Raw genomic sequence first — 25,786 nt, forward strand, 5'->3', positions numbered from 1 at the left:
GACCCGAAAGGATAGTCGGACCATCGTTCAAACGTCGGTGTCGCGGCTCCGCGCCTCCCCGAGTGTGGGCACGTGCCGCAGCATCCCGAGGCACAGCACCGCGGCAACGGCGATGGCGATCCCCGCGACCAGGGAAGCGAGGTTGAGTCCGCTGGTGAAGGCCTGCTGGGCCGCCTCTACGGTCCCGGGCGGAAGGCTCTCGCTGATCGCCAGGGTCGCGTTCAGGCTGTCGGTGAGGGCGCCGGAGGTCTCCGACGTCAGATCTCCGGGCACCGTCACCCGAGCGCGGTAGACGGCGGTGGTGAGACTGCCGAGCAGGGCGACGCCGACGGCGATGCCGAGCTCCTGGACCGTCTCGGAGATCGACGCCGCCGACCCGGATCGCGCCGCCGGCACCGCGCCCACCACCATGTCGGTGCCCAGGGCGGCGAGGGCGCCCAGCCCGAGATAGACGAACGTGAAGCCGGCCGCCACAGGGACCTCGTCGTCGAGTCCCGCAGTGGCGAGCAGCGCGTAGCCGGCGAGGGACGCCCCGAGGGCGGCGCCCATGACCGAGCCGGGGCGGAAACGCCGGGCGACCAGAGGAGCGCCGATGGCGGCGGCGAACATCGCCAGCGCCGGTGGTCCCATCCAGAGCCCCGCGTCGAAGGGCGTGAGCCCTTGGACGAGCTGGAGGTACTGCGTGACCAGGTACATCGAGCCACCGACTCCGACCAGGCCGATGAGCAGCACGCTCAAGGCCACGGTGAAGGCCCGGTCGCCGAACAGCGTCACGTCCAGCAGCGGGTCGGGGAGGCGGCGTTGGCGGCGTACGAACACGATCCCGGCCAGAACGCCCGCCAGGGCGTAGACGAGGGTGGCGCCGCCGGGGCCGTCGGAGGCGATGCGCTTGACGGCGTAGACGACCGGGAGGATCGCCGCCAGGGACAGGCCCACGCTGATCAGGTCCAGCCGGCCGGTGGACGGGGCCGCGTACTCCGGAAGCAGGGCGCGTGCCCCGGCCAGGACGACGAGGGCGATGGGTACCGCCGTCAGGAACGGCGCTCCCCACCAGAAGGAGTCCACCAGGGCTCCGCCCGCGATCGGCCCGGCGGCCATCCCGAGCGCGAACATCGTGGCCCAGACCCCGATGGCGACCGCGCGCTGACGCGCGTCGGGGAACATGTTCGAGATCAGCGACAGCGTGGAGGGCATGAGCGTCGCCCCGGCCACCCCCAGCAGGGCTCGCGCGAGGATCAACAGCTCGGCCGTGGGGGCGAACGCGGCGAACACCGAGGCCGCGGCGAAGGCGACCATCCCGATCTCCAGCAACCTGCGCCGCCCGATCCGGTCGCCCAGCGTGCCCATGGTCACGAGGAACCCGGCGACGAGGAACCCGTACGCGTCCATGATCCACAGCAGTTGGGTGGCCGACGGGGACAGGTCGGCCGCCATGCTCGGCGCCACCAGGTACAGGACGGTCACGTCCAGTCCCAGCAGCACCGTCGGCATGGCCAGCAGGCCCAGGCCCGCCCACTGGCGCGCCCCTGCCCGCGTGAACTGTTGGCGCGTCATCACGTCCCTTTCGCTCTCATCATGTTTGAACGTTAGTCCAATTAGTACGATCGTTCAAACTGATGAGATCGGGCGCGAAGCGGGCCGGCCGCGATTCCCAATCGCCGGAGTCAGCGATCGCCGGTGAAGGTGGCGCCGATCTCCGCCATCCGCCCGGCCGCGTAGCCGGGGTCGATCAACGCCTCGGGGGTATGGAGGCCGGGCGGCACAGGGGCGCCGCGCAGGCCGAGCAGCCGTTCGACGCCGAGGGCGACACCGAGCGCCGTCAGGGGGCGCAGCCCCTCCGGGTGGAAGAGGTAGCGGCTCGTCCTGAGTGGCGCGCCCGCGCGGTCCACGCCTTCGAGGTCGATCCTGACCTCCGCGGACGGGGGCCCGCCGCGCCGTCTGCCCGCCGATTCGCCGATGGCGAACGCGAAGCGGACGTTGGGCGCGCCCGTCGCGAGGGCCAGGCTCGGCACGTCGAGGATGGGGACGATCCGGCCGGGCAGCACGGCGCCGTCGACGCCGGTGACCTCCACCTCCGCATCGGGGCCATCAACCCAGTGGAAGACGCCGTCTCGGCGGACCTGCCCCGCCGAGGTGGCGGCCAGCAGGCGTTCCATGTCCGCCACGGCCGCGGGCCCGCCGCTGTCCTGTTCGTCCAGCACGCCGCCGACCTCGATGGTGTCGAGCCGGTCGAACTCCCCGGCGAGGCCGAGCACCGCGAGGACGACGAGTCCCGCGTACCAGTGGCCGGCCAGCAGGACCGGCGTCGCGCCGGCTCGCAGGCCGGCGGCGACCACCTCGGGCCCGATGTCGACCAGGCCGCTGGAGATGCTGACGTACGGCAGGCCGCGGTCCTGTGCGTAACGCAGTCCATTCAGGTGGCTGTCCCACACCGTTGCCACGACCGCCGAGTAGCCGTCGGTTTCCTGGAGGCCGAGGTCGCCCCGCCGCAGGTCGATGGTCGCGGCTGTCGCGCCGCCGAGCTCGTCGGCGACCCGCCGGGCGCGGCCGAGATCGCGGCCCGCGATCGTCAGCGGCAGCTCCGGGTACCACCGGCGCAGGAGGGTCGCGGTCCCCGCGCCCGCCTGGCCGGATCCGCCCGTGATCAGTACGGAGTGCTCCACTACCGACAGCCTCACGCTGCTCAGCCTGGCGGAGGCCGCCGGAGTGAGCAGGCCAGTCGTCTACGACCACTTCGGCACCCGCCCCGGCCTGCTGATCGCGCTCTACCGGCGGCTCGACGAGCGGCACCGGGCCGCCGCGGAGGCGGCCCTGCGTGACGCCCCGGCCGTCCCCCGCGAGATCGCCCGCGTCCTGAGCGCCGCCTACTTCGCCTGCGCCACCGACATGCCGGAGTGGACCGCCATCTCGGCCGCGCTCAAGGGGAACCAGGAGATGGAGGCGATCGAGCGCGAGCTGCTCGACGGCTACACGGACCTGATGGCCCGCGCCCTGCGGCCGTACGCCGAGCTCACGCAGGAAGCCCTCCGGCTCCGCTGCGTCGGCGTGCTGGGCGCGGCCGAGGCGATCGCCGCGGAGCTGAACCGGGGGCGTGCCACCGCCGCCGCGGCCATCGCGGCGCTGACGGACCTGACCGTCGACGGCATCGCCGCCGGTTCCCTTGGTGATCAGAATTGAGAACCGGGACGATTAAGAGCCCTTCAGAACGCGATCAAGTGCGGCCCGGCCCGCAGGTCCCCAGTTCGGCTTGCCGCCGGGAAGGCCCCGGTCTCCGTTCTGGCCCATGAGCATCAGGAAGAGGCTCTTCATGGCGGCCAGCCCGCGGGCGCGCCGGATCGTCGCCTCGTCCGCATGCCCGTACGTGTCGAAGAACCGTGCGGCTGTGCCCGTCGGGAGCAGCACCCACGCGGCGGCGAGGTCCCACGCGGGATCGCCGGCGAACAAGGCACCGAAATCGATGACGCCCGAGATCGTCCCGTCCGTGACGACGACATTCGCGGGATGGAGGTCGCCGTGCACCCACACCGGCGGGCCCTCCCACTCGGGAGCCGCGACGGCGTCGTCCCAGACGGCCCGGACGGCGCGGACATCGCCGACGGCGTCGACGGCCTGCAAGAACTGCTCGAAGCCGCCCGTGCACCCCTTGGGGTGAGCGCCGAGGTCCGAACTGGCCGGGGCCTCGGCGGGCGCCTCCACGTGCAGCGCCCTGAGGAAGCCCGCCAGCGTGTCGGCCGCGTGGGCGCCGCGGCTGATCGAGCCGTGGTCCAGCGGCTCGCCGGGAACCCACGTCATCACGGTCCAGTGCTTGGGGAAGCGCTCGGACGGTTCGCCGGACCGCACCGGGGTCGGCACCGGAAGCGGCAGGCGCGGAGCCAGCACAGGGAGCCACCGCCGCTCCTTGAGCTGGAGCTCCGGGGTGGGGTCCATGCGCTGCATGCGCACGGCCAGCTCGTCCCCGAGGCGCCACATCTGGTTGCCCCAGCCGCCCGCCACCTCGCGGACCGCCAGCCCCGCAAGGTCCGGATGTTGCTCCTGCAGCAGGTCGCGTACCAGGTCTGCGGTGATCTCGATCTCGGTCATGCGAAGTCACGGTACTGAGGCGTGGGGCGGAGCGGCTCTCCACCCCGGCCTGAAGGCCGGAGCACTGCGGCCGACCCAGGTAGCACGCCGGCTAAGCGGACCTTGGCATGTCGAAGGAGAGGGCTCGATACCTTGCCTTCGGTGCCTCGACCGCGTGACCGGAGGAGTCGATGCCGGGGATGACGGCAGGGCGACCGGTGCCCACGCAGGACGACGTGCTCGGATACTTCGACACGCTGTCGAACTGGGGACGGTGGGGCGACGACGACGAGCTCGGCACGCTGAACCACATCACCGACGACGTCCGGCTGGCGGCGGCGCGGGCCGTGCGCCACGGCAGGAGCGTGTCATGCGCATGGGAGGTCGCCGTACCGGAGGACATGGAGCGGTCGACGACGACCTGCCCGTGCGCCGACGCCGCGACGGGCTCGGCGTGGGCGGCCGTCACGGCGGCGGCGAACGGGATCGTCACGCGGGGTGTCCTGCTGGACGTCGCGAGCGCGCGGGATGTGCCGTGGCTGGAACCGGGGCAGGGGGTGTTCCCCGACGATCTGGATGAGGCCGAGCGTCGCCAGGGTGTGCGGGTGCGATCCGGCGATGCGGTGCTCCTGCGGACCGGCTACGGCCGCGTCCGCCACGAGACCGGTCCGGTCAGCGGTTTCACCCAGGCCGGGTGGCACGCGTCCTGCCTGCCGTGGCTGCACGAACGGGAGGTCGCGCTGATCGGCGCCGACACCCCGCAGGACGTTCTGCCATCGGGTTACGAAGGCGTGCTGATGCCGGTCCACGCCGTGAGCCTCGTCGCGATGGGTCTGTGGATGCTCGACAACTGCGACCTTGAGGCGTGCGCGACGACGGCTGCCGAGCTCGGCCAGTGGGACTTCCACCCCTGCCGGGCGGTGGTGTCCCGCACGGCGCCGGAAGAGGATGGTCGGTCATGCGGCGATGTGCTCTGGACGGACGCCCATGCCGATGAAACGACCCAGGAGGTGGCGCAGCGGCGGCAGCGTACGGAACGCTGTGAAGATCGGGGGCACGTGCCGCGTCGTGTCGTCGCCCAGGTCCTTGGGATAGAGGTCGCGCAGGATGCCGAGCTGGAAGGCCTGGGTGATCCTCGCGGCGCGGTCTCTGCGTGACTGCACCCGGCCCAGGTCGGCGTCATGTGGTGTGCCGCCTCGGGCGAGAAGCGGGCCCAACAGGTTGGCGGTGGCCACTGCGTCCTGCACGGCCAGGTTGATGCCCACGCCGCCCGCGGGCGACATGGCGTGGGCGGCGTCACCGATGCACAGCAGTCCTGACCGGTGCCAGCGTGGCAGCCGGTCCACCCGGACGCTCAGATGGTGCACCGCCTCCCAGTCGTGGATCTCCTCCACGCGGTCGCGCAGCGCGGGCGCCAGGTGCGCCACCCGGTCCCGGAACGCCGGCAGCCCGGCGGTCTTGAGCTCCTCGAAAGCGGCCGCCGGGATGGTGTAGGCGATCTGCCAGAAGTCCCCGCGGTCGATGGAGATCAGTGCCCCCTTGCCGCCCTGGAAGAAGGGCACCTGGTCCTGCGGGCGGCGGGGCAGGCGGAACCACAGCACGTCCATGGGGGGCGAGGTGCTCACCGGGGCGAGGCCGGCGCGGGCCCGTACGGTGGAGTGGCGGCCGTCGGCGCCGATCACCAGGTCGGCCCGCACTTCCACGGGGCCGTCGGCGGTGTCGGCCAGGACGCCGGTCACCCGTCCCTGATCGGTGAGCAGTTGCGTGACCTGGGCGCGACGCAGGAGGCGGAAGGAGGGGTAGGCCGCGGCCTTGCCGGCCAGGAAGTCCAGCACGTCCCATTGCGGCATGAACGCGATGTAGGGGCAGCGGACGTTCAACCGGCTGAAGTCGGCGAAGGTGACGTCCCGGCCGCCCATGTTGACCGTCACCTGCGGCATCTTGGTGTGCGGAAGATCCAGGAACTCTTCGATCCAGCCCAGTTCGGCGATCAGTTGCAGGGTGGAGGGGTGGACGGTGTCGCCGCGGAAGTCGCGCAGGAAGTCCGCGTGTTTCTCCAGCACGATCACCTCCACGCCCTGACGGGCCAGGAGCAGCCCGGCCATCATGCCCGCGGGGCCGCCCCCGACGACACAGCACTGTGCGCGCATCTCATCCTTCTTCCGGAAACAGCAGCCCGACCAGGGCTGCGATGTCAATCGGGGTGCCCAGCCGCCGGTTGACGGCGACAGTGGCGAACAGGGTCCTCGCGGCCGTGACCGTGTCGTGCGGGCGCAGCTCGCCGGCATCGATGCGTTCGAGCAGGAAGTCGCCGATGAGTCGCTGGCCCTCACCCGCCAGGGTCGCCAGCGGCACGCGGGCCTGGGCGGCGCTGAAGAACACGGCCATCAGTTCGGCGTTGTCGGCCAACAGCCGGTCGAACGCCTCCAGCAACTCGGTCAGCACCACGGCAGCCGGCCGGGTGTCGTGGTGCTGTGTCCGTAGCTCCCGCAGGCGGGGAAGGAAGCCCCGCTCCGACAGGAGCGTCTCCACCATCGCCTCCTTGCTTTCGAAGTAGCGATACAGCAGGCCGGGGGTCACCTCGGCGGCCTGAGCCACGTCCTTGACCGTGGCCCCGTCCACGCCCTTGTCGGCGAACACGCGCAAGGCCGCGTCCAGCAGTTGCTCCCGGCGCCATGCCGCCTGCGCACTTCGCGTCCTGGACATACCCACCTCGTTGAGTAAATGTTTATTCAACATAGCACGCACATGGTCCAGGTTGCACGGTGCTGAACGAGGTCACCATCTCGGGCGCGGCCCCCCGCGACTGATCAGCCCGTAAGCGTGGCCAGCAGTCCGCGGGCGGAACGGGCGGCCGCCGCGGCGACCCCGGGGATGCCCGAGGTGATGAACGAACCGCCGCCGGCCAGGTCGCCCACCACGTGCAGGCGCGGATCGGCGGGGACCAGCCCGCCCGACGGGTGCAGCACGGCCAGCCCGTCGGTGAGCAGGGACGTGACCAGCGGCTCGGCGGCGCGGGGCACCGCCTGGGGCGGCGGGTTCACGGCGTTGACGACGACGTCGGCGTTCAGGTCGCCGCCGTCGCCCCGGACCCGGAACCCGCTCTCCGCCGCCTCGATCTTGCGTACGCCTGCCACCATGGTGAGCTGCCCGGCCTCGAACAGCCGCAGCAGCGCGGCGGCGTTCACCGGCACCATGGGCGAAGCCAGACCGGCGACCTGGCGGTCATCGTCGCCCAGGCGTACGGGCTGACGCCCCGGGAGTTCGAGGTCGCCCAGTTCGTGGCACGGGGCCTGTCCACTGCCGAGATCGCCACGGCCCTGTTCATCTCTCCCCACACCGTTCGCGGGCACCTCAAGGCCGTCTTCGGCAAGGCGGGGATCTCCAGCCGCGGTGAGCTCGTCGCGCACCTGTTCGCCGGACCCTACCGGCCGTAGGCGCCACCATCAGTGGCCGGTCGCGCACCCTGCCCGGGTTCGCACGCCGCGGCGTCACCGCCACGGACGGACTCACCTCAAGACGATCCGTCGCGCCCTGGCGAGGTTGGCGATCAGTTCGGCACGGGTCTGGTGCTCGTGCGCGGCCCACGCGGGTTGACCGGGACCGCTGCGCCACGACTCGCTGAGCGGGCTGTTGTCCACGGTGTCGAACCCGAACTGGTCGTACAGTCGCGTCACGAGTTCCACGGCTTCGGGAAAGTCGCTCGAGGCCGACAGCGCCAGACGGCCGGGAGTGCCCGCCGCCGTGCCCGCGGTGGTGATGCGGGGGGCCTGGATGTGGGTGAAGGCCTTGACGACCTTGGATCGCGGAAGGTGCTCCTGGCGCAGCTCGTGAACGGTCTTCTCACCCGAGTCGACGACCGGGATATGGCCGTCGCGCCAGACCATGTAGTTGTTCGTGTCGAGCACGATTTTGCCTGCCAGTTCCTCCTCGGGCATGTCGTTGACCACCTTGAGAGGGACCGCCACGACCGCGAAGTCACCGGCGGCGGCGGCGCCGGCGGCGGTCGCGGCACGCGCCGACGGGCCGAGCTCGTCGATGAGGTCCCGCAAGGTCTCGGGTCCTCGTGAGTTGGCGATGACGACGTCGTAGCCGTTCGCGATCGCCGCACGCGCGATCTGGCTGCCAACCTCGCCCGCGCCGATGATGCCGATTACTGTCATGGTCTTTGACCTCAATCTCTAGTGAGACTGCCGGGGGTTTCGCACTCAGATCTGGTTCAGGCCGCCGTCGACGTACAGGCTCGAACCGGTGATGAAGCTGCTCTGCCCGGAGGCGAGGAAGGCCACGGCGGCGGCGATCTCCTCCGGGCGCCCGAGCCGGCCCAGCGGCACGTGCGCGGCCAGTTGCCGCCTGAAGCCGGCGGCCTGCTCGCCGAAGAGGGTGTCGAAGTGCTCCTCGGAGATCTGCTCAAGCGGCACGAACTCGGCGACCGAGGCGTTCGCGAACAGTACGTCCAGGCCCTGTCCCCTGCTGCGGATCGTCTCGTAGAGCCTGTCCAGGTCGGCCAGGTTCGAGAGGTCGCCGGCGGGGCTGAAGCAGGTCAGACGCCGAACGCCGCCGGGTAGCGGATGACGCCGCTGGGGACCGGTCGTTCAGGGTCGAGGGCGAGCGCCATCATGTACTTGTCCTCGACGTCGAAGGGCGGGCGGATGCCGTACCCGGAGGCCGGGGTGAAGCCGAAGCGCGGGTAGTACTCGGCGTGGCCGAGCACGACCACCAGGTTCTCGCCCTGCTCGCGGGCGGCTCGCAGGGCGGCGCGGATCGCGGCGGAACCGGCGCCCCGCCGCTGGTGTCCGGGCTTGACGGCGCACGGGCCCAGGGCGAGTGCGGGTGAGTCGCCGACGTGACAGCGGGTGAGCAGCGCGTATCCGATGAGCTCGCCGCCGGGGGCCTCGGTCAGCCAGGACAGGCCGGGCAGCCACGCCTGCGCGTCGGCCCGCAGCGCCTCGACGAGGTCGGCCTCGTGCGGAGTGGGGAAGGCGGCAAGGTTGACGTCGCGGATGGCGGCGACGTCGCCGGCGCTCTCGGGACGGGTGGTCCAAGTAGGGGTCATGGTCGGGTGCGTCTCCTCGTCCTCTCGCGGGCCGGTGAACCATCCTGCCGGAAGCCGAGGGACGACGGCCTCGAAGAGCGTTCATGAACGGCCCGGCGATCGGCCGCCGCCCGCGTTGCGAGGGTCAGGAGTAGAGAGGCTGCGAGAGGGAGGATCCCTGCTGCTGAAGGTATTCGCGCATGGTCGTGCTCAGGCGGCGGCCCCGTTGCTCCAGCTCGGAGGCGGGCACGACGACGCTGGAAAGGCTCACGGCGTAGTAGTCGCCGTTGAACGCGAATGCCGTGCCGGTGCACACGTAGCCGGGTTGCCACTCCTCCTGCTCGATGCTGAAGCCGCGCTCCGCGCACCGGGCGATATCGGCGGCGAGCCATTCCATGTCGATAATGGTGTCGCGGGTGAACCGGGCGAGGGGCGGCTTGACCCCGGCCTCGGCGAGACGGTCGGGCCAGAACAGGGACAGGACCGCCTTGCCCATCCCGCTGCAGTGGAGAGGCATCCGGGTGCCCAGCAGCGAATAGCGGACGAATCCGTCGGGCGAGTCGATTTTGTCGATGACCGTGATCATCCCGTCCCGGAGCAGCCCGATGTGCGCGGTCACCCTGAACTCCTCGGTGAGGCCGCGCACCAGTGGACGGATGAGGGACACGATGTCGATCCGCCCGAGCGCCAGAGTGCCGAGTTCGGCGAGCCGGAGGCCGAGGAGATAGTGCTTGCCGTCAGCGGAGCGCCGGACGAATCCGTTGCGCTCCATCACCCTCATCGTCCGCAGGCAGGTCGTCGTATTGATGTCACACTTGTCGCACACCTCCGTCAGAGTCGCCTGCTCGACCGTCGCGAGGTATCCCAGGATTTCGAGGGCCCGTTCCAAGCTGCGTAGCTCGTATGCCATGTGCTCAGCCCCTTATCCACCGGTTGCGGCATCGACGATTATGTCAAAGTTGACCTCAGAGCCGCTGTAATCCTGGACCAGACGACCCGCGCGCAGGACCACGACCCGGTCCGCGATCTCGCAGGCCAGCCGCAGCTCCTGCTCCACGAGCAGGACCGTCGTCTCGGCGGCGGCCGACATCCGCGCGATGGTGGCGTAGAGCTGGGCCACGATCGACGGCGCGAGGCCCAGCGACGGTTCGTCGATCACCAGCAGCCTCACGGGGCGGAGCATGGTGCGGCCCAGCGCCACCATCTGCTGCTCGCCGCCCGACAGGTTGGTGACCGGCTGGTTCCGTCGCTCGGCCAGGACCGGGAACGCGTCGAAGACCTCGTCGAGCCGGCGCAGCGCCGCGTAGTCGACGCCGAGGGTGAGGTTGTCGAGCACGCTCAGACCGGTGATCAGACCACGTCCTTCGTGCACGACGGCGATGCCCCCGTCGCGCACCCGCCGGTGGCAGGGCAGCGCGTCGATGCGCCGGCCCTCCCAGCGGATCTCGCCGCGGGACTTCACCAGGCCCAGCACCGAACGCAGCAGCGTCGTCTTGCCGGCGCCGTTGGTGCCCGCGATCGCGAGCTTCTGGCCCGCCGGAACGGTGAGGTCGATGTCGAACAGGACCTGTGTGGAGCCGTACCAGGCCCCCACCGATTGAAGATCAAGCATCGTTACGTCCGAAGTAGGCGCGGAGAACGGCAGGGTCGGCGAGGACCTCGGCCGGCGTGCCGCGGGCGAGGACCTCTCCGTTGCTGAGGACGACGGACTCGCCGCACGCCCTCCTGACCAGGTCAACGTCGTGCTCGACGAGCATGACGGTGGCTCCGGTGGTGCGTTGCGCCTGTTTGATCGCGTCGAGCAGCAACCGGCGGCTGGTGACGTCCAGCCCGGCCGCGGGCTCGTCGAGCAGGAGCAGGTCGGGCTCGGCGGCGAAGGCGCGGCCGACGTCGACCAGCCGCCGCACCCCGAAGGGCAGGTCCTGGACGTCCCGGTGCAGCAGATCGGACAGCCCGAGGACCGCCGCCACCTGCTCGGCCGCCGCCAGGTCGCGACGTGCCTGGCGGCGGCCGGTGCGGCTGCCGCCGATCTGGCGCAGCAGCCCGACGGTGCGGAAGCGCTCCCGGCCGAGCAGCAGGTTGTCGAGCACGGTCAGGTCTTCGAGCAGGCGCACCTGCTGGAAGCTGCGCAGGATGCCCGCCCGTACCCGGGCCACGGTTCCCATGCCGGTCAGCTCCTTGCCGCGGAAGCGCACCGAGCCGTGCTGGGGTGTGATCACTGCGGAGATGACGTTCATGATCGTCGTCTTGCCGGCTCCGTTGGGCCCGATCAGGCCGAACAGCGAGCCTTCGGGCACGTCGAACGACACGCCGCCCAGGGCCCGAACGCCGTTCACCGTGACTCGCACGTCACGTACTTCCAGCACGGCCGGGGGCGGGCCGGCCTGGTCGGTGGCCATCACGACGAGCTCCGTTCAGCGACCGGGGTGAGGGGAGGTGGAGGTGCGGCGCCGCGGCGTCCCATCCGGTCGCGGATCCCGTCCAGCACGCTGGCGATGCCACCGGGGAGCACGACCAGCAGCAGCATCAGCACCGCCCCGTTGACGATCGGGTAGGCGTTGGGCATGCCCAGGCGGGCGAACAGCTCGGGCATGAGCACGACGTACGCGGCTCCCAGCCACGCGCCGTGCGCCCGGCCCGTGCCGCCCAGGATGAGCGCGACGAGCAGATTGAGTGAGGAGAACACCGTGAAGCCGGCGGGCGTGACGCTCCCGGCCACGTGCGCGAGCACCACGCCGGCGAGCCCGCCCAGCATCCCGCTGAGCATGAAGGCGATCAGCTTGGTGCGGACGGTCGACACACCGGCCGACTCCGCGAGCAGGTTGGAGTTCTTCACCGCCGCCATCGCGCGGCCGATGGGGTTGCGCTGCAGGCGGATCACGAGCCAGGTCGCCAGCAGCGCGATCACGGCCGCGAGCCCGTAGCCGACCAACGGGTCGGCGGTGGTGATCGCCCCGAACCCGCCGGGGTTCACCAGGAGCCCCTGGGTCCCGCCGGTGACCGAGGCGAAGGTGGTCAGGCCCCACTGGAAGAGCTCGACGAACGCGAAGGTCAGGATCGCCAGGCGCAGCCCGGACACGCGCAGCGCCGGGAGCCCCACCAGGATGGCGGCGAAGCCGGCGATCACCGCGGCGGCGATCAGTTCGACGCCGATCGACACCGAGGTCGTGCGCGACATCCAGGCCGCGGTGTACGCGCCGATGCCGATGAAGACCGCCTGGGCGACCGACAGCACGCCCGCGCGCCCGAACACGATGTCCAATCCGATGATCGCGGTCACGTAGACCAGGATCATCGTCGCCTGGTACAGGCTGAAGGAGTCGAGCAGCAGCGGGAGCGCCGCCAGCAGCGCGAGCAGGAGGACCGGGCGCAGCGCGCGGACGGGTGATCGTCGGTCAGGCACGGGCTTCCCGCCCTTCGGAGAGGTAGCTCCGCGGCGCGAAGGCGAGCACCACGATGATCAGCGTGAACACGGCGGGGGTCACGGCCTGCGCCCCGAGCAGATAGACGACGAACGCCTCGTAGACACCGAGCCCGAAGGCGAACGCCAGCGGGAGACCGAACCGGTTGAGCCCGCCGAGAATCCCCGCGATGAACGCCTTCATCGCGAAGGGCGTCATGTAGTACGCGTCGACGCTGGTCCGGCTGGCGACCAGGATGCCCGCGACCGAGGCGAGGATCGCGGCGAGCGCCCAGGTGGCCACCCGCACGCGGGCGGACGGGATGCCCAGCGACTCCGCCACGGCCCGGTTCTCGGCGACGGCGTTCAGCATCGCGCCGACCCGGGTGCGCCGACGCACGAGCGACAGGCCCAGCACCGACAGCAGGGCCACGACGATCGTCACCAGGTCGCTCAGGTTCAGGGCGAGCCCGCCGAGGTCGAAGACCGTCCGGCTGCCGAGGGTGAGGTAGGACTGGGTCCGTCCGCCGAGCACGTTCTCGGCGACGGCCGTGGCCAGCAGGAGCAGGCCGAGCGTCGCCACCAGGTCGGAGCCGACCTGCCGGTCCGACGCCCGCTGCAGGACGAGCGCGTCGAACAGGACGGCGACGACCACCGCCGTGAGGACCGCCAGCACGATGGCGACCAGGGGGTTCACGCCCAGCTGCTGGTAGAGGTACCAGCTGAAGAAGGCCGCGATCATGCCGAACTGGCCGTGCCCGAAGTTGACGGCCTTGCTGACCTGGTAGATCAGCAGGATGCCGGCGAGGAGGAGCGCGTAGACCCCTCCGGTGGCGGCCCCGCCGATCAGCAACGACAGTTCGGACATCAGCGGCCGACCGTCCGGGAAGCCGGCCTGACCGGGCGGACCGCCCGGTCAGGCCGATCGGTGACGCGCATGTCAGCGCCCGATCGCCGTGAACGGCTGCTCGGTCACCGTGCCGTTGTCCTTGATCGCCTCGATCCCGGCGGCGCGGACGCCCTGCCGTTCCTGGGGACCGAAGGTGATCGCCGGGATGACGCCGGTCTCGAAGTCCTTCATCTTCTGCAGCGACGCCTCGAAGCACGACCGGGTGAGGGCCTCGGCCTGCTTCAGGGCCTCGGTCGTCACCAGCGCCTGGACGTACCCGACCGTGTTCCAACTGGTCGGCGCCTTGCCGCCGTGGGCGGATGTCCAGTCGGTGACGAACTGCTTCACCTTCGGGTCGTCGGACTTCTCCAGGTTCGCCAGCTTGCTGGGGGCCAGGAGTCCCTGAGCGACCGGCCCGAACGCCTCGATCCATCCGGTGTCGAGCATGTCAGACTGCGCGCCGATGCCGGGCTTGTAGCCGATCTTCTGCATGGCCGTGATCGCGTTGCCGACGTCGGGCGGGGTCGCGAGGAACAGCACGTATTCGGCGCCGGCCTGCTTGAGCTGCTCGGCGATCGGACGGTAGTCGGTGGTGTTCGGCTCACTGCGGACCACCGTCTTGAACTCGAGTCCCTCGGCGTCGAGCACCTTCTTCGCGCCGGCCAGGGCGTCGTCACCGACGTCGCCGTTCATCGCCATGATCGAGAAGCTCTTCACGTTCCGCTCGCCGACCAGGAACCGGGTCAGCGCCTCGAACTCGTCGGAGAAGTTCGTCCAGAGCATGTAGACGTACGGGTTCTGCATGGTGCCGATCTGGTTGGACGGCGCGTACGGCGCGACGGCGGGGATCTTCGCCTGGTTGATGTAGGGCAGCCCGCCGACGAAGTTCTGGGTCCCGACGCCGCCGGAGATGGCGAACACCTTCTCCTGGTCGACCAGCCGCCGCACGTTCTGCAGGGCCACGTTGGGCTGGTACTGGTCGTCAAGGACGGTCAGCTTGATCTTGCGGCCCTGGATCCCGCCGTCAGCGTTGATCTTGTCGAAGTACCACTGCTGGCCCTCCAGCGCCGGCTTGGCGGCGGAGGCGCTCGGCCCGCTCAGGCCGGAGGTGATCCCGAGGTTGATCTCGGATTCGGTCACCCCCGGGCTCTTCTCACTGGTGTCGCAGGTGCTCGGCGCCGCGCTGGCGGCCTCACCGCCCGCGCTCTCACGCTCCACGCCGCAGCCGGTCACCATCAGCAACAGCGACGTCGCGGTGACCGTCAACCCGGTCAGGCGTCGGTCTCGTCGGGGCACGATTCCTCCTCGAATCTGGTTGTACTCGGCCGGGTTGGCGTGGCCTGCGGCCTCCGAACGGCCGTCACAGGGTGATCTCGCTCCCGTGGACGGGTGCGGGCTGGGGGAGCCATCCGAAACGCCGCTCGTAGGTCTCGGCGATCGCGATCAGCCGGTGGTCGCTGAAGTGCGGGCCGACCAGCATCACGCCGACGGGCAGACCGTCGGCCTCGGCCGCGGGAATGGACAAGGCCGGATGGCCGGTGGCGTTGTGCAGCGGGGTGTTGTCCAGCATCGTCCAGCCGCGCAACGCCTTGGCGAAGTCGTCGGCGCCGGGATCGACGCGATGCGCGTAGTGGCTCGCCGTCGGCATGGCGAGCACGTCGACCTGGGCCAGGGCGTGGTCGTAGGCGGTCCGCAGAGCGGGGATGCTGCTCTGCGCGGTCGCGTAGATCGCCCCGAAGTAGCGATCGCGCAGATACTCGCCTATCGCCGCGACGGCTTTGAAGGATCCGGGCATCTCGTCGCCGTAGGCCGCCACGCCCTTGCCGAACGCCTCGCGCTGCTCGGGCGCGTAGCGGCCGGAGAAGTGGTATCCCTCCCCGTTGCCGTAGACGGTGGCCGCGACGCCTTCCAGCAGGGCGGCGAACATGATCGACCCGGCCACCTCGTGCTCGGGAACGGAGATCTCGATGAGTTCGGCCCCGAGTTCGGCGAACCGTTCCCACACCTGCTCCATCGCCGCGAGGGTCTCGGCCCTGCCCTCGTGACCGTCGTCGGGAAACCGCGTCCCCTCCGTCAGGATGCCGATCCGCAGGCCGCGAAGGTCGTCGCCGGCCGTCCTGACCGCCTCGGCGAACGGCAGCTCCGGCACCGGCCCGGCCTGCCGGGGGTCGGACGGGTGCGCGCCCGACACGGCGGCCATGGCGATCGCCATGTCGGACGCCGTCCGGGTGAGCGGGCCGACGTGGTCGAACGTACGGTCCAGCGAGGCGAGCCCGGTGTAGGGGACCAGCGAGAAGGTCGGCTTGAGACCGAGCACGCCGCACCAGGACGCCGGCAGCCGGATCGATCCGCCCTGGTCGGTGCCGAACGCGATGTCGACGTGCGGGTGGAAGAGCACCGAGGCCGAGCCGCCCGAGGATCCCGAGGCCGTCCGGCCCAGGTCGAAGGGGTTGCGGATCGGGCCGAAGGAGCTGGTCTCGCCGCCGCCGGAGAACGCCAGCGCCTCCAGGTTGGTCATCGCCACGATGCGTCCGCCGGAACGCAGCACGCGCTCGGTGAGCACGGCGTCCGACTGGGGCGTGCTGTTCTGCATCACGCGTGAGCCCACCGTCATGGGCACTCCCGCGACGGCGATGAGGTCCTTGAGCGCGATGCGCTTCCCGGCGAGCAGGTCGCTGGTGCGCTCGGCCTCGTCCGCGCGGACGTCGACCCAGCGCAGCACCGCGTTGCAGGGGTCTTCCCCCGGTAGAGGAGGGCGGCCGGTGTTCCTCGGCCCGGCGACCATGCTGGGCGGCGGCACCAGGGGGCCGACCAGTTGCTGGAACCGTTCCACGCGCGAGAGGACGTCGCGGGCCAGTGCGTGGAACCCGTCCAGTTCTTCCTCGCCCACGGTGAAACCGACACGTTCGGCATACCGGTTGATCTCTTCGCGCCGAATGTCTCGAATCATCGCCTCGGCCTTCACATTGTGAAACTCGCATTCGATTGATGGCATTGAAGAGGCGCCGGTCTCCTACTGTCAAGAGGAAGACCGGGAAAACCTTTCCTTGCAGGTCCCGACGCTGATCTGCGAAGTCGGCGGTCAGGAGGACCACGTTCGGGCATCGGGCGATTGCTGTCGGCTACACCCTTGACGTGCTCTGAGCCGGCCCCTCATTCTTTACTCACTCATTTTGAATCGACATTTCACATAGCGAAAGTAGGGCGAGATGAGCGTCGATACCCCGGCCGACGAAGGGGGCCGGCCGAGCAGCGGCAGCCTTGAGGGGTTGCGGGTCGTGGAGGTCGCCACGATGCTGGCGGCGCCGTTCTCCGGGATGCTGCTCGCCGATCACGGCGCCGACGTGGTGAAGGTGGAGATGCCGGAGGTCGGCGACGGCATCCGGCAGTGGGGGCACAGGAAGGGCGACGTCGCCCTGTACTGGAAGGTCCTGGCGCGGAACAAGCGCACGGTGACCCTCGACCTGCACGAAGAAGCCGGCCGTGAGCGGCTCAGGCACCTCCTCGCCGACGCCGACGTCCTCATCGAGAACTTCAGGCCGGGCACGCTGGAGCGCTGGGGCCTGTCGCCCGACGGACTGCGGGCCGCCAACGAACGACTGGTGGTGCTGCGGGTCTCAGGATGGGGCCAGGACGGGCCGTACGCCGACCGTCCCGGGTTCGGCACCCTCGTCGAGGCGTTCAGCGGATTCGCCCACATCAACGGCTGGCCGGACCGGCCCCCCACCCTGCCGCCGTTCGGCCTCGCCGACTCCATGGCCGGCATGATCGGCGCGTTCGGCATCCTGTGCGCCCTGCGGGAACGGGACCGGAGCGGCCGCGGGCAGGTGATCGATCTCGCCCTCTACGAGCCCATGCTCGCCGCCCTCGGCTCGCTGGTCATCGACTACGACCAGCAGGGCATCGTCCAGGACCGGATGGGCAACCGCACGCCCTTCAGCGCCCCGCGCAACGCCTACCAGGGCAAGGACGGCGGCTGGTTCGCGATCTCGGCGAGCAACCAGAACACCGCCACCCGGCTGCTCACCACCATCGGCCGCCCCGAACTGCTCGACGATCCCCGCTTCGCCACCAACACCGTACGGACGGCGCACCAGGACGAACTCGACCAGGTGATCTCGGCGTGGGCCGCGCTCCGTACCCGCGACGAGGCCATCGCGGACCTCAACGCGGGCGGGGTGCCGGTCGCGCCGGTGAACTCGGTCGCGGACATCGTCGGCAACGAGCACGTCGTGGCGCGGGGATCGCTGATCCGGGTCTCCGACGACGAACTCGGCGAGGCACTGGTGCAGGCGCCCGTGCCCCGGCTGAGCGACACGCCCGGCCAGGTACGGTTCCTCGGCCGCCCGCTGGGCTCCGACGACGACCAGTGGACCGGCGGCCTGTGGAGATGACACGCCGGATCTTCGTCACCCGCCCCCTCCCCGACCACCTCGCCGACTCTCTGCGCGCCCGGGGCGTGACCGTGGAGACCTACGACGGGGAACTGCCCGTGCCCCGGACGGACCTGGTACGAGCGGTCCGCACCTCCGACGCGGTGATCGTCACGATCTCCGAGCGGGTCGACGCCGACCTCATCGCCCAGGCGCCGGCGGACGGGCCGCTGCGCGTGCTCGGCACCATCTCGACCGGCACCGACCACATCGACCTCGGCGCCGCGTCCCGCCGGGGCCTGCAGGTACGGCGTGTGCCCCCGGCGATCACCGCGGTCGCCACCGCGGAGCTCACCCTGGCCCTGACGCTGGTCACCGCCCGCCGGTTGATCGAGGCGTGGCACGACCTGCGCGCCGGGTCCTGGAACTCGTGGATGCCCTACCAGTGGACGGGCGGTCTGCTCGCCGGCCGGTCGCTCGGCGTCCTCGGACTGGGCGCCATCGGCGGGCTGGTCGCCGGCTACGGCCATGCCCTCGGCATGCGGGTCAGGTTCACCGCCCGCTCCCCGCGCGAGGATCTCCCGCCCTGGCTGGAGCAGGTCCCCCTCGACACGTTGCTGGCCACGTCCGACGTGCTGAGCGTGCACGTTCCGCTGACGGACGAGACGGCCGGCCTCGTCGGCAAGCGTGAGCTCGGCCTGATGCCGCGGGGCGCGCTGCTGATCAACACCTCGCGTGGCGGTGTCGTCGACGAGGACGCGCTCCTCGCCGCCCTCGACGGCGGGCGGCTGGCCGGGGCGGGCCTGGACGTCTTCGGACGCGAACCCGTGGACCCGCGGCATCCGCTGGTCCGGCACCCCCGGGTCGTCGCCCTCCCGCACGTCGGCAGCGCGACGACCTCGACGCGCGACGACATGATGCGCAGCGCCGTCGAAAGCGGCCTGCGTGTGCTCGACGGGCTCTCGCCGGCGGACGAGACAGTGCCGCCAGGCTTCGATCGAACGGTGGACAGGAGGCCCGCCAAGTGACGAACAGCACCGATCCCACGACCGAGCACGAGATCGTCGTAGCCGCGGACATCGGCGGCACGTTCACCGACATCGTCGCGGTCCGCGGGGAGCGCATGCTCGTCGGCAAGTTCCCCACCGACTACGACGATCTCAGCCGGCCGGTCCGGGACGGCGTGGACCTGGCCCGCCGCTCGCTCGGCGGCCCGGACGCCAGGGTCGGCACGGTCATCCACGCGACCACGGTGGCCACCAACGCGGTGCTCGAACGCCGCGGCGCCAAGGTCGGCATGCTGATCACGAAGGGTTTCGCCGATCTGCTCCAGATCGGCAGGCTCCGGCGCGCGGACCCCTACACTCTCGACCATCGCAAGCCGACGCTGCTGGTGGACGTCGATCTCGTCGCCGAGATCGACGAGCGGATCGACGCGGCGGGCAAGGTGGTCACACCGCTGGACGAGGCTCAGGTGGAGGAGGCGGCCCGCCGCATGGCGGACGCCGGGGCCGAGGCGGTGGTGGTCGGCTTCCTGCACTCCTATCTCGATCCCGCCCACGAGCGCCGCGCCGCCGCGGCCGTCGCCAGGATCGCCCCCGGCCTTCCGGTGGTGACCTCGGCGGAGATCATCCCCGAGGCCCGCGAGTACGAGCGGATCAGCACGGCGGTGATCGCCGCCTACCTCGGGCCGGTGGTGCGGCACTACCTGCGCCGGCTGGCGGACCGCCTCCGCGACGAACCTCCCGTCGACCAGTTGTGGGTCATGAAGTCCAGCGGCGGGCTGGCCACCGCCGACCACGCCATCACCCACCCGGAGGAACTGGTGGAGTCCGGTCCCGCGGCCGGAGTCATCGCCGCGGCGTGGGCGGCGCGCCGCGCCGGCGTGCGGACCGCCGTCGGGTTCGACATGGGCGGAACGACGACGAAGGCCGCCCTGATCATGGACGGCACCCCCCGGATCAACCATGACTACGAGATCGGCGGGGCGGCGCACTCGGGCGACTTCCTGCGCAAGGGCACCGGGCATCCGCTGCGCTCCCCGGTCATCGACCTCGCCGAGATCGGGACCGGCGGCGGCAGCATCGCGTGGCTCGACGCGACCGGCGCCCTGCGGGTCGGGCCGCGCAGCGCGTCGTCCACACCGGGACCCGCCTGCTACGGACGCGGCGGCGACCTGCCCACCGTCACCGACGCCGACCTCGTGCTCGGCTACCTCGACTCGGCCCCTGCCGAGGAGGCCGGCGGTCTCGGCGTGCTCCGGCGTGACCTCGCGGAGGCGGCGCTGAGCACGCTCGTCACCGCCGGCGCCGCCCGATCGGTGGTCCACGCCGCCTCCGGCGTGTTCGAGCTGGCGGTCGCGCAGATGGCCGGGGCCGTCCGGCTCGTCTCGCTCGCCAAGGGGGTCGATCCGCGCGAGCTGACCCTGATCCCCAGCGGCGGAGCGGGCCCGGTGCACGCGTGGGCGATCGCCCGCGAACTGGGGACGAGCACGCTGCTGTTCCCCGCCTTCCCCGGGGTCGCGTCGGCTCTCGGGCTGCTCCAGTCGGAGGTACGCGTCGACCTGGCCGTCGGGGTCCGCGCGCGGCCGGTGAACGAGGCGGACCGCGACCTGCTCGCGGCCCACCTGGCCCGCCTGACGTCCGAGGCGGCCGGACAGGCACGCGAACAGGCGCCGGGCCGTGAGCTGAGCTCACTCACGGCGCAGCTCGACATGCGCTACGCCGGGCAGACCTACACGATCCCCGTCGACCTCGACGGCACCGTGCTGCCGGCCACCGACGACCTTCTCGCGCGCTTCGGCGCCGCCCATCGGGCCGCCTACCACCACGAGACCCCGTCGCGGGAAGTCGAGGTCACGACCGTCCGCGTCACCGCCACCGCGCCGTCGGGCACCGTCGAGACCACCCCGCGGTGGGCGGCCGTGCCGACCCCGACGGAACGTACGGTGATCTTCGACGGAGTGGCCCACCGCGTGCCCGTGGTCCAGCGCGCCGACGTCGACGCGGCCGGACTGACGGGTCCGGCGCTCGTGATCCAGGTGGACACCACCATCGTCGTCCCGCCGGGCGCGCGCGTCCGGGCCGTCGGCGACGGCTCGCTGCTGGAGATGAGGCTGCCGTCCGCCGACGGCCCGGACAAGGAGGAGACCAGATGACCGGCTCGGCGAAGTCCGCCGTCACCCTTCAGGTTTTCGGCAACGCGCTGCACGGCCTGGCCAACGAGCTCCAGGTGTCCATGATCAGGGCCGCCTACTCCCCCATCATCAAGGAGATGTTCGACTGCTCGGCCGGGCTGATCTCCCCCGACGGCGAATACCTCGCCCTCGCCGACGGGATCCCGCTGCAGCTCGGAGTGCTGTCGACCGTGGCCCGCGAGCTGGCGCCCTTCGCCGCCGACCTCGGGCCCGGCGACGTCCTCGTCACCAACGACCCGGCCACCGGCTCGCCGCATCTCAACGACTACCTCACCGTGGCCCCCGTCCTCGTGGACGGATACCTGGCCGGCTACGTCTCCACCCTCATGCACCACGCCGACGTCGGCGGCAAGACGCCGGGCAGCATGCCCGCCGACGCGACCGAGATGTTCGCCGAGGGCATGCGCTGTCCTCCCGTACGACTCGTACGGGCGGGCCAGGTCAACGAGGAGCTCATGAGCGTCCTGCTGGCCAACAGCCGGCTCCCCGGCAGCATGCGGGGCGACCTCGACGCACAGATCGCGGGCACCCTCGTCGGCGTCGAGCGGATGACCCAGCTGGTCCGCCGCTACGGCACCGCGACCTTCGACCGGCTGCGGCGGGAGTATCTGGACTACTCCGAGGCCCTGGTGCGCGCCGAGCTGAAGGAGTTCCGCCCCGGGACCTACGCCGCCGCGCGCACCCTTGAGCTGCACCACGACCCGGGCAGCGCGCCCGAGCTCGTACGCGTGCACGCCGAGGTCGGCGTCGCCGGCGACGGCACACTCGCGATCGACCTGTCCGGCTCCGACCCGCAGATCGCCCTGCCGTTCAACGTCGTGCTGTCCAACAGCCGATCGGCCGCGCTGGTCGCCCTGCGCTGCTTCCTGTCCGACGAGCTGCCCATGAACGCCGGGATAGAGCGGTGCGTGCGCGTCACCTGCCTGCCGGGACGGGTCACCAACCCCGAACTGCCGGCGCCGGTCGGCGCCCGCGCGGCCCTCGCCGCCCTGGTGAACGAGGCCATGCTCGACGCGATGGGACAGGCCCACAGCAGCGTCCGGGCGGCCGGCAGCAGCGGCGGCACGACGATGCCGTACGTGTGGGCCCATGCGAACGGCATCCTCATCGACAACTCGACGACCGGCGGGATGGGCGCGACCTCCCGGCGGGATGGCGCGAGCGTCGTGGACAACTGTGTGACCAACGCGATGAGCTATCCCAACGAGGTCCTCGAACAGGACCACCCCGTCCTGATCGAGGAAGTCCGCTTGCGCCGCGGTTCCGGTGGCCCGGGCCACCACGACGGCGGCGACGGGCTCGTCCGCCGGGTGCGGTTCCTCGCCGACGGCGTGCTGTCACTGCGGGGCTACCGCACGCTCAGCGGTCCGCCCGGCGCCGACGGCGGCGCCGACGGGGCGGTGTCCCGATGGACCCTCATAAGGGACGGCCACGAACGGCCGCTCGCCCCCCAGCAGACCGGGATCACGACCCTGCCCGGCGACGTGCTGCTGATCGAGACGCCCGGCGGCGGAGGCTTCGGCCCGGCGGAGAGGACCTCCGATGGAGCCTGACCGCGATCGGCTGTGCCGGGCGCAGTCGCTGCTCTTCGTGCCCGGGGACCGTCCGGACCGGTTCGGCAAGGCCCTGGCCGCCGGGGCCGACGCCGTCATCGTCGATCTCGAGGACGCGGTGCGGCCCGCCGACCGTCCGCGGGCCCGCGGCCACCTCGCCGACCTGCTCCAGCGGCCCCACGCCGCGCCGGTCCCCGTCCTGGTCCGGGTGAACGACGTCGGCACCGGCGAGCTGGCCGCCGACGTCGACAGCGTCGTCCGCGCCGGGCTCGGCGGCCTCGTCGTGCCCAAGCTCGACCCCGAATCGGCGGCGGACACCGACCGGCTGATCAGCGAGGCCGAACAGGCCCGAGGTCTGGCACCGGGCTCGATCCCGGTGCTCGGCATCGTCGAGACGGCGGCGGGACTGCTGCGGCTCGCCACCCTGCCGCGGCTGCCCGCGCGGGTCGTGCGGCTCGCTTTCGGGGCAGGCGACTTCTCCGCCGACACCGGCGCCACCTGGCTCCCCGGCTCCCCGTCGCTGCTCGCGGCGAAGTCGATGATCGTGTGGATCTCCACGGCGCTGGGCCTCGCCCCGCCCGTCGACACCGCGTTCCCCTGGGTGAGCGACCTCGACGGGCTGCGTACCGAGTCCGACCAGGCCGCGGCCGTCGGCTACCTCGGGAAGTTCTGCATCCACCCCGCGCAGATCGAGACCGTGCACGCCGCGCTGCGGCCGTCGGACGACCAGGTGCGGCGGGCCGAGGCGGTCGTCGAGGCGCTGTCCGCCTCCGGCGCGGCCGGGGCGCAACTGCTGGACGGTCAGCTCATCGACGAAGCCGTGGTGAAGTGGGCACGACGTGTGCTTGCGATCGGCGGCCGGCCGCCCCACGCTTGACAGAGATCACCACTACCCCCGGCCCGTCGGGCCACAGGAGAGAACCGTGTCGGCCATTCCCGAATACAGCGCCTCGTCCATGGACGAGGACCCGGCCCCGGACGAAGTGCTCCTCGACCAGGTCGCGCAGAAGGTGCTCTGGCTCGCCACCTCCATGGTGCACCACGCGAACCGGGTCAGGGCGAACCCGAGCGGCATCAAGGTCGGCGGCCACCAGGCGTCGTCGGCTTCCATGGTGAGCCTGATGACCGCCCTGTGGTTCGACGGGCTCACGGCGGAGGACCGGGTCTCGGTGAAGCCCCATGCGTCACCCGTCCTGCACGCGATCAACTACCTGCTGGGACGCCTGGACATCAGCTACCTGACCCGTCTGCGCGAGTACGGCGGGCTCCAGCCGTACCCGTCCCGCACCAAGGACCCGGACCACCCTGACTACTCCACCGGCAGCGTCGGCATCGGCGCGACCGCACCCGTCTGGGGCGCGATCGCGCGGCGCTATCTCGCGGCCCGGCTCGGCACCGAGGCCGGTGGCCGCCAGATCTCGCTGCTCGGCGACGCCGAGCTGGACGAGGGCGCGATCTGGGAGTGCGTGGCCGACCCCATGATCTCTCAGCTGGGGGAGGTCCTCTGGGTCGTGGACCTCAACCGCCAGTCGCTCGACCGGGTCGTGCCGGACATCGCCATCGGACGGTGGTCCGGCATGTTCGCCGCCGCCGGCTGGGACGTCGTCGAGGTGAAGTACGGCCGTCAGCTGCACCGCATGTTCACCCGGGCCGGCGGACAGGCCCTGCGCCGTCGCATCGACGAGATGAGCAACGAGGAGTACCAGTGGCTCCTGCGCACCCCGGCCCAGGACCTGCGCGAACGGCTCGTCGGCGGCGGCCCCGACGCCGGCGCGCTGCGACGGGTGCTGCGCGACAGCGATGACGCCGAGCTCGCGGCGCTGATCCGCGACCTCGGCGGGCACGACATGGTGGAGCTGTCGCGGGCCTTCGCCACGGCGGACCCCTCCCGCCCCACGGTCGTGTTCGCGTACACGATCAAGGGCTGGAACCTGCCGATCGAGGGCCACCCGGGTAACCATTCGGCGCTGCTGTCCGACGCCCAGTACAGGCAGCTCGCCGAGCGGATCGGCGCCGATCCGGAGGATCCGTGGCGTCCCTTTGAGGCGGGCTCCGCCGCCGAGCGGCTCTGCGCCCAGGTCGCCGACCGCCTGCGGCGTGGGGAGTCCCCGCGCAACGAGCCGCCCCCGGTGCCCACCGAGCTCGGCCGGCGCTACCGAGGACGTCAGTCGACGCAGGCGACCCTGGGGCGCGTCCTCGGCGACCTCGCCCGGGACGCGCCGGACGTCGCGGCGCGGGTGGTGACCGTCTCCCCCGACGTCGCGAGCTCCACCAACGCCGGCGGCTGGATCAACCGCGTCGGCGTGTGGTCGCCCCGCGAACGCCACGACTGGTTCGCGGAGGACGGCGACCGCCTCATCCGGTGGCGTGAGTCGCCGCGGAGCCAGCACATCGAGCTGGGCATCGCCGAGGTCAACCTGATGGGCCTGCTCGGCGAACTCGGCGCGACCTGGCTGACCGTGGGCGAGCCGCTCCTCCCGATCGGCACGATCTACGACCCGTTCGTGGGGCGGGCGCTGGAGCCGTGGTCGTTCGGCACGTACGCCGGCGGGCGGTCCATCCTGGTCGGCACCCCGTCGGGGGTCACGCTCGCCGCGGAGGGCGGCGCGCACCAGAGTGTCGTCACCCCCACGGTCGGCCTGCAGCAGCCCGGTGTCACCACCTACGAACCGGCCTTCGCCCTTGAGGCCGAATGGTGCCTGCTGCACGCGCTGTCCCGGCTCGGCCGGGCCGACGGCGAGTCGGCCTACCTGCGCCTCACCACGCGGCCGATCGACCAGGAACTGGCCGCCGTGCCTGACGACGCCTTCGGCCGGGAGCGGCGACGGCGTGCCGTGCTGAACGGCGGATACCGCCTGCGGGCCATGCCCGGGGTCCCCGACGTCACCCTCGCCGCCGCCGGCGCTCTGGTGCCGGAGGCGATCGAGGCGGCCGAGCGGCTGGAGGAGGCCGGCGTCGCCTGCGACGTGGTCGTCATCACCTCCTACGACCTGTTGTGGCGGGCCATGACAGCGGGACCGTCCGGCGACGGGACGTGGATCCTGGAGGAGATCTTCCCGGCCGCCCGCCGCTCGCCGTTGGTGACCGTGCTGGACGGACACCCGCACACCCTCGCCTTTCTCGGCGCGTTCACCGGGAGCCCGGTGTCCTGCCTGGGTGTGTCGAGCTTCGGACAGGGCGGCTCACTGGAGGACGTCTACCGCAGCCACCGGATCGACGCGCCGTCCATCGAGGAGGCCGCGCTGGGACTGCTCCGCCGCACCTCCTGAGGGACGGCCGGC

At 71.4% G+C, this 25,786-nt stretch carries 24 protein-coding genes and 1 pseudogene; 9 read left to right on the forward strand and 16 right to left on the reverse strand.

Annotated elements, in window-relative coordinates; genetic code table 11:
• Nucleotides 1-27: 27 nt before the first annotated feature.
• The gene (locus ACZ6YG_RS16240) at nucleotides 28-1,554 is read right to left on the reverse strand and encodes an MFS transporter (RefSeq protein ID WP_466018437.1); all 1,527 of its coding nucleotides are present in this window, start codon (nucleotides 1,552-1,554) and stop codon (nucleotides 28-30) included.
• Nucleotides 1,555-1,664: 110 nt separating this feature from the next.
• Nucleotides 1,665-2,678 (reverse strand): saccharopine dehydrogenase family protein, encoded by a 1,014-nt coding sequence (locus ACZ6YG_RS16245; RefSeq protein WP_466018438.1) that lies wholly within the window; start codon nucleotides 2,676-2,678, stop codon nucleotides 1,665-1,667.
• Nucleotides 2,679-2,706: 28 nt separating this feature from the next.
• On the opposite strand from ACZ6YG_RS16245, the gene ACZ6YG_RS16250 reads away from it, so the two are divergent.
• The gene (locus tag ACZ6YG_RS16250) at nucleotides 2,707-3,177 is read left to right on the forward strand and encodes a hypothetical protein (protein ID WP_466018439.1); all 471 of its coding nucleotides are present in this window, start codon (nucleotides 2,707-2,709) and stop codon (nucleotides 3,175-3,177) included.
• 12 nt (nucleotides 3,178-3,189) lie between these two features.
• Here ACZ6YG_RS16250 and ACZ6YG_RS16255 read toward each other — a convergent pair whose 3' ends face one another.
• Nucleotides 3,190-4,080, reverse strand: coding sequence for an aminoglycoside phosphotransferase family protein (locus ACZ6YG_RS16255; protein ID WP_148031717.1), 891 nt, complete (start codon nucleotides 4,078-4,080; stop codon nucleotides 3,190-3,192).
• A gap of 380 nt (nucleotides 4,081-4,460) precedes the next feature.
• Here ACZ6YG_RS16255 and ACZ6YG_RS16260 point away from each other — a divergent pair.
• Nucleotides 4,461-4,808: pseudogene (locus ACZ6YG_RS16260) on the forward strand (cyclase family protein); the annotation flags it as partial.
• 207 nt (nucleotides 4,809-5,015) lie between these two features.
• Here ACZ6YG_RS16260 and ACZ6YG_RS16265 read toward each other — a convergent pair.
• The 3 genes from ACZ6YG_RS16265 to ACZ6YG_RS16275 all read right to left on the reverse strand — a co-directional run bounded on the left by ACZ6YG_RS16265 (nucleotide 5,016) and on the right by ACZ6YG_RS16275 (nucleotide 7,256).
• A complete protein-coding gene (locus ACZ6YG_RS16265) occupies nucleotides 5,016-6,209 on the reverse strand; it encodes an FAD-dependent oxidoreductase (RefSeq protein WP_466018440.1) in 1,194 nt (397 codons plus the stop codon).
• Between the two features lies 1 nt (nucleotide 6,210).
• The gene (locus tag ACZ6YG_RS16270) at nucleotides 6,211-6,765 is read right to left on the reverse strand and encodes a TetR/AcrR family transcriptional regulator (protein ID WP_466018441.1); all 555 of its coding nucleotides are present in this window, start codon (nucleotides 6,763-6,765) and stop codon (nucleotides 6,211-6,213) included.
• Nucleotides 6,766-6,869: 104 nt separating this feature from the next.
• On the reverse strand, nucleotides 6,870-7,256 hold the full coding sequence (locus ACZ6YG_RS16275) for a hypothetical protein (RefSeq protein WP_466018487.1): 387 nt from the start codon (nucleotides 7,254-7,256) through the stop codon (nucleotides 6,870-6,872).
• 51 nt (nucleotides 7,257-7,307) lie between these two features.
• Between ACZ6YG_RS16275 and ACZ6YG_RS16280 the strand changes: the two genes are divergently transcribed.
• A complete protein-coding gene (locus tag ACZ6YG_RS16280) occupies nucleotides 7,308-7,496 on the forward strand; it encodes a response regulator transcription factor (protein WP_466018486.1) in 189 nt (62 codons plus the stop codon).
• Nucleotides 7,497-7,568: 72 nt separating this feature from the next.
• Here ACZ6YG_RS16280 and ACZ6YG_RS16285 read toward each other — a convergent pair whose 3' ends face one another.
• The 10 genes from ACZ6YG_RS16285 to ACZ6YG_RS16330 form a co-directional block, all read right to left on the reverse strand.
• A complete protein-coding gene (locus tag ACZ6YG_RS16285) occupies nucleotides 7,569-8,222 on the reverse strand; it encodes an NADPH-dependent F420 reductase (RefSeq protein ID WP_466018442.1) in 654 nt (217 codons plus the stop codon).
• Between the two features lie 45 nt (nucleotides 8,223-8,267).
• Nucleotides 8,268-8,480 (reverse strand): SDR family oxidoreductase, encoded by a 213-nt coding sequence (locus ACZ6YG_RS16290; protein WP_466018443.1) that lies wholly within the window; start codon nucleotides 8,478-8,480, stop codon nucleotides 8,268-8,270.
• Nucleotides 8,481-8,602: 122 nt separating this feature from the next.
• Entirely contained in the window at nucleotides 8,603-9,115 is a 513-nt protein-coding gene (locus tag ACZ6YG_RS16295) for a GNAT family N-acetyltransferase (protein WP_466018444.1), read from the reverse strand.
• Nucleotides 9,116-9,239: 124 nt separating this feature from the next.
• Nucleotides 9,240-10,004, reverse strand: coding sequence for an IclR family transcriptional regulator (locus ACZ6YG_RS16300; RefSeq protein WP_271278728.1), 765 nt, complete (start codon nucleotides 10,002-10,004; stop codon nucleotides 9,240-9,242).
• Nucleotides 10,005-10,016: 12 nt separating this feature from the next.
• A complete protein-coding gene (locus tag ACZ6YG_RS16305; protein WP_466018445.1) occupies nucleotides 10,017-10,706 on the reverse strand; it encodes an ABC transporter ATP-binding protein in 690 nt (229 codons plus the stop codon).
• Nucleotides 10,699-11,493, reverse strand: coding sequence for an ABC transporter ATP-binding protein (locus ACZ6YG_RS16310; protein WP_271278751.1), 795 nt, complete (start codon nucleotides 11,491-11,493; stop codon nucleotides 10,699-10,701). The genes ACZ6YG_RS16305 and ACZ6YG_RS16310 overlap by 8 nt, the downstream gene beginning before the upstream one ends.
• The gene (locus tag ACZ6YG_RS16315; RefSeq protein WP_271278726.1) at nucleotides 11,493-12,497 is read right to left on the reverse strand and encodes a branched-chain amino acid ABC transporter permease; all 1,005 of its coding nucleotides are present in this window, start codon (nucleotides 12,495-12,497) and stop codon (nucleotides 11,493-11,495) included. The genes ACZ6YG_RS16310 and ACZ6YG_RS16315 overlap by 1 nt, the downstream gene beginning before the upstream one ends.
• Nucleotides 12,490-13,362, reverse strand: coding sequence for a branched-chain amino acid ABC transporter permease (locus tag ACZ6YG_RS16320; protein WP_466018446.1), 873 nt, complete (start codon nucleotides 13,360-13,362; stop codon nucleotides 12,490-12,492). Before ACZ6YG_RS16320 ends, ACZ6YG_RS16315 begins: the two co-directional genes overlap by 8 nt.
• A gap of 72 nt (nucleotides 13,363-13,434) precedes the next feature.
• Nucleotides 13,435-14,679: an ABC transporter substrate-binding protein gene (locus ACZ6YG_RS16325; RefSeq protein WP_364235835.1), complete on the reverse strand. Its 1,245-nt coding sequence runs from the start codon at nucleotides 14,677-14,679 to the stop codon at nucleotides 13,435-13,437.
• Between the two features lie 64 nt (nucleotides 14,680-14,743).
• Complete coding sequence (locus tag ACZ6YG_RS16330; RefSeq protein ID WP_466018447.1) at nucleotides 14,744-16,333, reverse strand: amidase family protein; 1,590 nt, start codon at nucleotides 16,331-16,333, stop codon at nucleotides 14,744-14,746.
• Nucleotides 16,334-16,592: 259 nt separating this feature from the next.
• Between ACZ6YG_RS16330 and ACZ6YG_RS16335 the strand changes: the two genes are divergently transcribed.
• From ACZ6YG_RS16335 to ACZ6YG_RS16360, 6 genes are read left to right on the forward strand one after another with little or no spacing between them, the layout of a single operon-like run.
• On the forward strand, nucleotides 16,593-17,777 hold the full coding sequence (locus ACZ6YG_RS16335; protein ID WP_271279851.1) for a CaiB/BaiF CoA transferase family protein: 1,185 nt from the start codon (nucleotides 16,593-16,595) through the stop codon (nucleotides 17,775-17,777).
• A complete protein-coding gene (locus tag ACZ6YG_RS16340; protein ID WP_466018448.1) occupies nucleotides 17,774-18,784 on the forward strand; it encodes a 2-hydroxyacid dehydrogenase in 1,011 nt (336 codons plus the stop codon). Before ACZ6YG_RS16335 ends, ACZ6YG_RS16340 begins: the two co-directional genes overlap by 4 nt.
• Entirely contained in the window at nucleotides 18,781-20,913 is a 2,133-nt protein-coding gene (locus ACZ6YG_RS16345) for a hydantoinase/oxoprolinase family protein (protein WP_466018449.1), read from the forward strand. Before ACZ6YG_RS16340 ends, ACZ6YG_RS16345 begins: the two co-directional genes overlap by 4 nt.
• A complete protein-coding gene (locus ACZ6YG_RS16350; protein ID WP_466018450.1) occupies nucleotides 20,910-22,505 on the forward strand; it encodes a hydantoinase B/oxoprolinase family protein in 1,596 nt (531 codons plus the stop codon). Before ACZ6YG_RS16345 ends, ACZ6YG_RS16350 begins: the two co-directional genes overlap by 4 nt.
• Nucleotides 22,495-23,382: an HpcH/HpaI aldolase/citrate lyase family protein gene (locus ACZ6YG_RS16355; protein WP_466018451.1), complete on the forward strand. Its 888-nt coding sequence runs from the start codon at nucleotides 22,495-22,497 to the stop codon at nucleotides 23,380-23,382. The genes ACZ6YG_RS16350 and ACZ6YG_RS16355 overlap by 11 nt, the downstream gene beginning before the upstream one ends.
• 46 nt (nucleotides 23,383-23,428) lie before the next feature.
• Nucleotides 23,429-25,774, forward strand: coding sequence for a transketolase-like TK C-terminal-containing protein (locus tag ACZ6YG_RS16360; RefSeq protein WP_466018452.1), 2,346 nt, complete (start codon nucleotides 23,429-23,431; stop codon nucleotides 25,772-25,774).
• Nucleotides 25,775-25,786: the final 12 nt, after the last annotated feature.

It is taken from the genome of Nonomuraea sp. NPDC054003 (genome assembly GCF_055585125.1).

What these genes read in the sequence shown, in the direction of transcription:
- ACZ6YG_RS16240 (WP_466018437.1), bottom strand. Translation starts at nt 1,554, where the DNA reads ATGACGCGCCAACAGTTCACGCGGGCAGGGGCGCGCCAGTGGGCGGGC.
- ACZ6YG_RS16255 (WP_148031717.1), bottom strand. Translation starts at nt 4,080, where the DNA reads ATGACCGAGATCGAGATCACCGCAGACCTGGTACGCGACCTGCTGCAG.
- ACZ6YG_RS16265 (WP_466018440.1), bottom strand. Translation starts at nt 6,209, where the DNA reads ATGCGCGCACAGTGCTGTGTCGTCGGGGGCGGCCCCGCGGGCATGATG.
- ACZ6YG_RS16270 (WP_466018441.1), bottom strand. Translation starts at nt 6,765, where the DNA reads ATGTCCAGGACGCGAAGTGCGCAGGCGGCATGGCGCCGGGAGCAACTG.
- ACZ6YG_RS16275 (WP_466018487.1), bottom strand. Translation starts at nt 7,256, where the DNA reads ATGGTGCCGGTGAACGCCGCCGCGCTGCTGCGGCTGTTCGAGGCCGGG.
- ACZ6YG_RS16285 (WP_466018442.1), bottom strand. Translation starts at nt 8,222, where the DNA reads ATGACAGTAATCGGCATCATCGGCGCGGGCGAGGTTGGCAGCCAGATC.
- ACZ6YG_RS16295 (WP_466018444.1), bottom strand. Translation starts at nt 9,115, where the DNA reads ATGACCCCTACTTGGACCACCCGTCCCGAGAGCGCCGGCGACGTCGCC.
- ACZ6YG_RS16300 (WP_271278728.1), bottom strand. Translation starts at nt 10,004, where the DNA reads ATGGCATACGAGCTACGCAGCTTGGAACGGGCCCTCGAAATCCTGGGA.
- ACZ6YG_RS16305 (WP_466018445.1), bottom strand. Translation starts at nt 10,706, where the DNA reads ATGCTTGATCTTCAATCGGTGGGGGCCTGGTACGGCTCCACACAGGTC.
- ACZ6YG_RS16310 (WP_271278751.1), bottom strand. Translation starts at nt 11,493, where the DNA reads ATGGCCACCGACCAGGCCGGCCCGCCCCCGGCCGTGCTGGAAGTACGT.
- ACZ6YG_RS16320 (WP_466018446.1), bottom strand. Translation starts at nt 13,362, where the DNA reads ATGTCCGAACTGTCGTTGCTGATCGGCGGGGCCGCCACCGGAGGGGTC.
- ACZ6YG_RS16330 (WP_466018447.1), bottom strand. Translation starts at nt 16,333, where the DNA reads ATGATTCGAGACATTCGGCGCGAAGAGATCAACCGGTATGCCGAACGT.
- ACZ6YG_RS16335 (WP_271279851.1), top strand. Translation starts at nt 16,593, where the DNA reads ATGAGCGTCGATACCCCGGCCGACGAAGGGGGCCGGCCGAGCAGCGGC.
- ACZ6YG_RS16340 (WP_466018448.1), top strand. Translation starts at nt 17,774, where the DNA reads ATGACACGCCGGATCTTCGTCACCCGCCCCCTCCCCGACCACCTCGCC.
- ACZ6YG_RS16350 (WP_466018450.1), top strand. Translation starts at nt 20,910, where the DNA reads ATGACCGGCTCGGCGAAGTCCGCCGTCACCCTTCAGGTTTTCGGCAAC.
- ACZ6YG_RS16355 (WP_466018451.1), top strand. Translation starts at nt 22,495, where the DNA reads ATGGAGCCTGACCGCGATCGGCTGTGCCGGGCGCAGTCGCTGCTCTTC.